Annotated in this window: 7 protein-coding genes; 5 read left to right on the forward strand and 2 right to left on the reverse strand. The window is 73.9% G+C overall.

The genetic code is table 11. The features are described 5' to 3' along the window. Positions 1–112 precede the first annotated feature (112 nt). On the forward strand, positions 113–2,068 hold the full coding sequence (locus AB0F10_RS18075; protein ID WP_360625670.1) for an EAL domain-containing protein: 1,956 nt from the start codon (positions 113–115) through the stop codon (positions 2,066–2,068). On the opposite strand, the gene AB0F10_RS18080 is transcribed toward AB0F10_RS18075, so the two are convergent. Then, positions 2,069–2,659: a DinB family protein gene (locus tag AB0F10_RS18080; RefSeq protein ID WP_360625673.1), complete on the reverse strand. Its 591-nt coding sequence runs from the start codon at positions 2,657–2,659 to the stop codon at positions 2,069–2,071. A gap of 37 nt (positions 2,660–2,696) precedes the next feature. Next, complete coding sequence (locus AB0F10_RS18085) at positions 2,697–3,104, reverse strand: helix-turn-helix domain-containing protein (RefSeq protein ID WP_360625691.1); 408 nt, start codon at positions 3,102–3,104, stop codon at positions 2,697–2,699. An 82-nt stretch (positions 3,105–3,186) separates the two neighbouring features. On the opposite strand from AB0F10_RS18085, the gene AB0F10_RS18090 reads away from it, so the two are divergent. The 4 genes from AB0F10_RS18090 to AB0F10_RS18105 form a co-directional block, all read left to right on the forward strand. Beyond that, positions 3,187–4,119, forward strand: a complete 933-nt coding sequence (locus tag AB0F10_RS18090) for an NADP-dependent oxidoreductase (protein WP_360625676.1) — start codon at positions 3,187–3,189, stop codon at positions 4,117–4,119. Between the two features lie 55 nt (positions 4,120–4,174). Next, positions 4,175–4,747: a redoxin domain-containing protein gene (locus tag AB0F10_RS18095; RefSeq protein ID WP_360625679.1), complete on the forward strand. Its 573-nt coding sequence runs from the start codon at positions 4,175–4,177 to the stop codon at positions 4,745–4,747. 19 nt (positions 4,748–4,766) lie between these two features. After that, positions 4,767–5,249 (forward strand): MarR family transcriptional regulator, encoded by a 483-nt coding sequence (locus AB0F10_RS18100; RefSeq protein ID WP_360625682.1) that lies wholly within the window; start codon positions 4,767–4,769, stop codon positions 5,247–5,249. Beyond that, positions 5,246–6,499: MFS transporter (locus AB0F10_RS18105; protein ID WP_360625685.1), on the forward strand; the 1,254-nt coding region annotated here is incomplete at its 3' end. The genes AB0F10_RS18100 and AB0F10_RS18105, both read left to right, overlap by 4 nt.

Here is a 6,499-nt window from a genome sequence, read left to right on the forward strand (position 1 = left end):
TCGGCTCGGTGGTCTCATCGGTATCCGTCGCAGCCACATGAGCCCATTGCCTTCACCGCTGCCGATCGCTGCCGAACTTAGGGCCGTGATGAGGCGCATTCGGGGACGCAGTGTGGCGACGACCGCTGCCCTGGCTGGTGTGCTGCTGGCGCTGGCGGCGTACGTGATCCAGGGGACCGTGCACACCACCCGCGCGACCGAACAGCAGAGCCATGCGCTCGTGGTGGATTCGCTCTTCGCCGAGGCCCGGATCGCGATCGCGATGCAGGAGGTGAACCTGCGGCACTACCAGGTCGAGCCGTCGGTCGCCGTCAAGAAGCGCTTCGACCAGGTCGTGCGCACGGCCAACAACACGCTCACGCAGATCGCCTCCGGCGACGACGGCACGGCGCGGCGGGACGCGCTGCGCCTGCACGCCGAGCAGCTCGCCTATCACGCACTCGCCGAACGGCTGATCCTGCTGATCGCCGACAGCAACCCCGATCACCTTCAGCTCGATCAGCTCGAGGTGACCCCGGCCTTCTACACCCTGCAGGACGACGTCGACACGGTGGCGCGCGCCTACCACGATGCCGCCCAGCGGCAGGTCGCGGCGCTGCGCCTGACCCAGGGGCGGCTGCTGTTCGGCACCTGTCTCGGTTTCGGCGTCGGGCTCTGCCTGGTCGGCGTGATCCTGCGGATGATCCTGGGCTATCAGCGCCGGCTGCTCGAGCAGGCCACCGAGAGCCGGCACCTGGCCCTGCACGACCCGCTGACCGGCCTGCCGAACCGCACGCTGTTCACCCAGCGGATGCAGGGCGCGCTGGACGACGCCGCGGCGGCGGGGGACCGGCATGTCGCGCTCATGGTCGTCGACCTGAACGGCTTCAAGGCCGTCAACGACACGATGGGCCACCACGCCGGCGACCGGGTCCTGATCGAGTCCGGCCGGCGGCTGGCCGCCGGGGTCGGCGCGGACGGCGTCGTGGCCCGGCTCGGCGGCGACGAGTTCGCGGTGCTGCTGCCCCGGGTGACGGGCATCGCCGCGGCCACCGAGCTCGCCGAGGTGCTGGTCGCCGCGCTGCGCCGCGACTTCCTGCTTGACGAGGGACCGGCGGCGATCAGCGGCAGCCTCGGCATCGCGATCGGCCCCATGCACGGCGCCGGCGACGAGCTGTTCCGGCACGCGGACGCGGCGATGTACCGGGCGAAGAGCAACGGCGGCGGCGTCGCCGTCTACGACGCCGCCTCGGACGCCGAGATGCCGGACCGGATGGGCCTGTTCGCGGACCTGCGGACCCTGCTCGAGACCGCGGACCCGGGCGGTCAGCTGCGGCTCTACTACCAGCCCCAGGTACGCCTGAGCGACGGCGCCGTCACCTCGGTGGAGGCGCTGGTCCGCTGGCAGCACCCGGTGCGGGGCCTGCTGATGCCGGGCACGTTCCTGCCGATCGCGGAGAGCAGTGGCCTGGAGGTCCGCCTCACCTACCACCTGCTCGGCGTCGCCGTGCGCCAGGCGGCCGCCTGGCTGCGCGACGGACGGCAGTACAGCGTCTCGGTGAACGTTTCGCCGGGCTGCCTGATCGACCCGGGCTTCGTGGCCCGGGTGCTGAACACCATCGACGAGGCCGGGCTGCCGCCGGAGTTGCTGCGCCTCGAACTGACCGAGACCAGCATCATGGCCGACCCGGAGCGGGCGGTGCGCGCCCTGCACGAGGTCCGCGAGCACGGCATCAGCGTCTCGGTGGACGACTTCGGCACGGGCTTCAGCTCGCTGGCGCAGCTGCGGCGGGTACCGGCCGACGAGCTGAAGATCGACCGCACCTTCGTCCGTGACCTGACCGCGGGCACCCCGGACGCGGTCATGGTCCGCAGTGCGGTCGACCTGGGCCACAACCTCGGCCTGTCCGTGGTCGCCGAGGGCGTCGAGGACGTGGAGGCGCTGCTGCGCCTGCGCGAGATGAGCTGCGAGTTCGCCCAGGGCTACGCGCTGAGCCACCCGGTGCCGGCGGACCGGCTGCCGCAGGCCTGCCAGCAGGCCCAGCAGGTCGTCACGGAGGCGATCGCGCCGCTCGGCTCGATCGCCTGATCAGCGCTTGCCGGCCTCCCGCGCGGCCCGCTCGACCCGGTCGCGGTAGCCGCGCCACCAGGCCTCGTCGCCGGGCGGCATGTTGGTGGCGCCGAGCCGCATGCCCACCTCGCCGTCGATCAGCTCCCGGACCAGGTCGGCCTGGCCGGTGTGCCGGGCCGTCTCCGTGATCATGTGGACGATGATCCGGTGCAGGGTGGCGGTGGCGTGCTCCTCGGGCCACCAGGGGACCCGCCCCTTCGTGTCCAGCGGCAGCGCCTCGATGGTGGCGTCCGAATGCGCCCAGACCCGCCGGTAGAGGCCGATGACGTCGCCGCGTGACTCGTCCGCGGTGGCCCACATGTCGGCGTTCGGCTCGGCGTCGTCGTCCAGCCACGGCAGCGGCTGCGGGAACGGGCGGCCGAACGTGTCGCCCAGGTAGCCGGCCTCGATGCTGGCCACGTGCTTGACCAGCCCGAGCAGGTTGGTGCCGGTCGGCACGAGCGGCCGGCGTACGTCGTACTCGCAGAGCCCGTCCAGCTTCCACAGCAGAGCCTCGCGGGTGTTGCGCAGGTACCGGTGCAGGTCCGCCTTCTGATCATGATCAGTCATGCGGCACAGCATGCCAGCAGCCGGCCGGGTGCCGGAGTCAGCCGGCCGGCGAGGTCTCGTCGAAGGCGGCGCGGGCGCGGTGCACCCGATCGATGTTGGTCTCCGCCCAGCCCTTGATCGCGCGTTGCAGCGGCAGCAGGTCATCGCCCAGCTCCGTCAGCGCATAGGACACCCGCACGGGGACCGCGGCGGTGACCGTCCGGGCGATCAGGCCGTCGCGTTCCAGCTTGCGCAGCGTCTGGGTCAGCATCTTCTGGCTGGCGCCCGGTATCGCCCGCGACAGCTCGCCGTAGCGCAGCGGCCCGTCGGCGAGCGCGCTGACCACCAGGGTCAGCCACTTGTCGCTCAATGTCGCCAGTAGATCGTGGCCGGGGCACTCGGCCAGCGCGGCGTTGTAGGCGTCGCGGGCCTCTTCGCGGCGCTGCGCGGCGGACGTGGTGGTCATGTTCTCCGGGCCCCTTCCGGTGCGGTACGCACTCACAGGTGCGTCCTTACCGGCCGACGATAACGCTCCTAGCGTCGACGGCATGAGAGCTGTGATCGTGCGCCGCTTCGGCGGCCCGCAGGTGCTGGAAGTGGCGGAGCTGCCCGAGCCGCGGCCGGGGCGTGGCCAGGTACGGATCCGGGTCGCCGCCGCGGCCGTCAACCGCATCGACCTGTCCACCCGGTCCGGCGCGCTGACCGAGGCCGGGCTGCTGGCGCCGGCGCCGGCGGTGGCGCTCGGCTGGGACGTCGCGGGGGTGATCGACGAGGTCGGCCCCGGTGTCCGGCGCGGCGCGGACGGCGACGCGGTCATCGGCCTGCGTGACGTGCTCTCGGCGGGCGGGGCCCAGGCCGAGTGGGTGGTCCTCGACGCCGCCGCGACGGCTCCCGCGCCGTCCTCGGTGTCGGCGGCGCAGGCGTCCGCGCTGCCGCTCGCCGGCCTCACCGCCGATCGCGCGCTGAGCCTGACCGGCCTGGTCGCCGGGCAGAATCTGCTGGTCACGGGCGCGGCCGGCGGGGTGGGCGGCCTGCTGCTCGAACTCGCGGCGCTGCGCGGGATCCGTACGGTGGCGGTCGCGGGCGAGGCGGACGAGAAGACGGTGCGAGGGTTGGGCGCGGACGAGTTCGTGGCCCGCACGGATCGGCTCGGCGCGGCGGTGCGGGAGGTGGCGCCGGGCGGGGTCGACGCGGTCGTCGACGCCGGGGTCGCCGGGATCGCGGCGCACGAGGCGCTGCGCGGCGGGGGCACGTTCGTCGCCCTGGTCGCGCCGTTCGCCCCGCCGCCGTTGCGCGCCACCCGGGTGCTCGTGCAGGAGGTCTTCGCCGACGGCGCCCGGCTCACCGAGCTCGCGGCGCTGGTCGACGCCGGCCGGCTGACGCCGCGGGTGGCCGGCACGCTGCCGCTGGAGGAGGTCGCCGGCGCCCACGAGCGGATGTCCGCGGGCGGGCTGCGCGGCCGCCTGGTGCTCGTTCCTTGATCGGTGTTTACCCGCCCGCCATAATGCATATCAATTTGATAGGTAATGTGGCGCCATGACGACAGCAGCGGTGCGCCTGCCGGGCGTGGAGGAGACGGCCTTCCGGCGTCAGTTCGAAAGGGACGCCGTCTGGAGCCGGATGATCGCTCCCGGCGCTCGGGTCCCGGCCCTGCCCCTGATCGAGGTGGACCTCGGACCGATCCACCTGGACCGGTTGCTGCACACCGGGCCGGTGGTGCTGGTCTTCTTCCCGTACGACGGCTCGGCGTCCTGCGACGCCCTGCTGGCCGGCTGTCAGCGCGATCTGCTGCCGCGCTGCGCCGACGCGGACGCCCACCTGGTCGCGGTGAGCCCGCAACGCGCGGACCTGCTGGCCGGGGTCAAGCGCCGGCACGACCTCGGCTACCTGGTGGCGTCGGATCCCCGGCACGCCCTGATTGACGCCTTCGCGATCGGCTACCGCAGCCCGGAGGCGAGCGGGGCGCTGGGCACCGGCCGCTCGATCCTGCCCTACCCGGCCGTGGTGGTGGCGGACCGCACGGGAACCGTCCGCTACGTCGACATCCGCCCGGAGGGGGCTCCGCCCACCCCGGCGGCACCGGTCATCGCGGCCCTCGGATTTATATAAGCACTGTTATATTGGCCGCATGACCGAACCCGACCTGCTCGACAGCAGCTACTACGGCGACCTGTTCCGGCTGCTCGCCGAGATGGACCACGACATCGCCGGCCTGTACGCCGAGGCCGGCATCGAAGGCGTCCGGACCCGGTTCGTCGGGCCCCTCATCGACCTCGGCCGGCGTGGGCCGCTGACCATCCAGGAGCTCGCCGACGCCCGCAAGGTGACCCACTCGGCGATGAGCCAGACCGCGGCCGCGATGCGCAAGGCCGGGCTGGTGGAGCCCGCCGAAGGCGCCGACGGCCGCACCCGCCGGGTGCGGCTCACGGAGCGGGCCCGGGAGCTGGTGCCGTTCCTGCAGTCCGAGTGGCGCGCCACCGAGGCGACCGTCCGGGCGCTCGACGCCGAGCTGGCCCACCCGCTGATGCGGGCGGTCGCCGACGTGCGTGCCGCGCTCGCCGCCCGCCCGTTCGCGCAGCGGCTGCGCGACCACCTCGAGCAGCAGCCGTGAGCGCCGCCGTCCTGGTCGACCTGCGGCCGCTGCGGGAGAACCGGGTCTTCCGCCGGCTCTGGCTCGGCACGACCGCGTCCGGATTCGGCGGGCAACTGGGCGCGTTCGCCGTCGTCTACTACATCTGGGAACGCACCCACAACGCCGCGATGGTCGGCCTCGCGGGCCTCGCCACCGCCGTGCCGCTGATCGTGCTCGCCCTCGTCGGCAGCGCCTTCGTGGACCACGTCGACCGGCGGCGGCTGGCGCTCGGATGCGCGTTCGGGCAGATCGCGGTCAGCGTGTGCATGGCCGCGGTGGCCGCAACGGACGCCGGCGGCGTGCCGCTCATGCTGGCGCTCGCGGGCCTCGCGTCGGCGCTCTCGGCGCTCGGCGCGCCCGCCCGGCACACGTTCGTGCCGGCGCTGCTCGCCGGCGACCGGCTCGCCGCCGGCCTCGCCCTCAACCACCTGTCGTTCCAGCTGTCGCTGCTGCTCGGCCCGGCCGCGGCGGGCCTGGTCACCGCCGGCTGGGGTACGGCCTGGTGCTTCGCCGTCGACGCGGCCACCTTCGGCTTCGCGCTGATCGGCATCGCCGGACTGCCCCGCGGCCTGCCCCGCGCCGAGGGCCGTCCCGGCGCGGCGGCGGTCGCCGACGGCTTCCGCTTCTCCGTGCGTACGCCGCAGGTGCGGGGCGCGTTCCTCGCCGACCTGGCGGCGACCGTGCTGGCCATGCCGTTCGCGCTGTTCCCGGTGATCAACCAGGAGCGGTTCGGTGGCCGGCCGGAGATCCTCGGCCTGTTCCCCACCGCCGTGGCGGTCGGCGGGGTGCTGGCCTCGCTGCTGTCCGGACTCGCGACGCGCCGCCGCCACCCGGGCCGGACGCTGCTGGCCTGCGGCGCGATCTGGGCGGTGTCGCTGGGCGCGGTCGGGCTGAGCGGCCACCTGCCGGTCGTGCTGGCCCTGCTCGCGGTGGCCGGTGGCGCCGACACCTGGGCGGTCGTGTCCCGGGGCACGGTCGTGCAGTTCTCGACGCCGCCCGGCTACCGGGGGCGGGTCTCGTCGCTGGAACACATCGTCGGATCGGCGGGGCCGCAACTGGGCAGCCTGCGCGCGGGTCTGGTCGCCGCGGCGAGCTCCGGTGCGGCGTCGCTGGTGCTCGGCGGGGTCCTCGGCCTGCTGGCCACCGCGCTGATCGCGGTGACGACGCCGGCGCTGCGCCGGTTCACGGTGCCCGATCCGGTCGCCGAGCGGGCGCGGCGCGCCCCGGCG

Source organism: Actinoplanes sp. NPDC026623 (genome assembly GCF_040638275.1).
GTDB lineage: Bacteria > Actinomycetota > Actinomycetes > Mycobacteriales > Micromonosporaceae > Actinoplanes.

Coding starts and splice junctions, on each gene's coding strand:
- AB0F10_RS18080 (WP_360625673.1), bottom strand. CDS start 2,659: ATGACTGATCATGATCAGAAGGCGGACCTGCACCGGTACCTGCGCAAC.
- AB0F10_RS18085 (WP_360625691.1), bottom strand. CDS start 3,104: ATGACCACCACGTCCGCCGCGCAGCGCCGCGAAGAGGCCCGCGACGCC.
- AB0F10_RS18090 (WP_360625676.1), top strand. CDS start 3,187: ATGAGAGCTGTGATCGTGCGCCGCTTCGGCGGCCCGCAGGTGCTGGAA.
- AB0F10_RS18095 (WP_360625679.1), top strand. CDS start 4,175: ATGACGACAGCAGCGGTGCGCCTGCCGGGCGTGGAGGAGACGGCCTTC.
- AB0F10_RS18100 (WP_360625682.1), top strand. CDS start 4,767: ATGACCGAACCCGACCTGCTCGACAGCAGCTACTACGGCGACCTGTTC.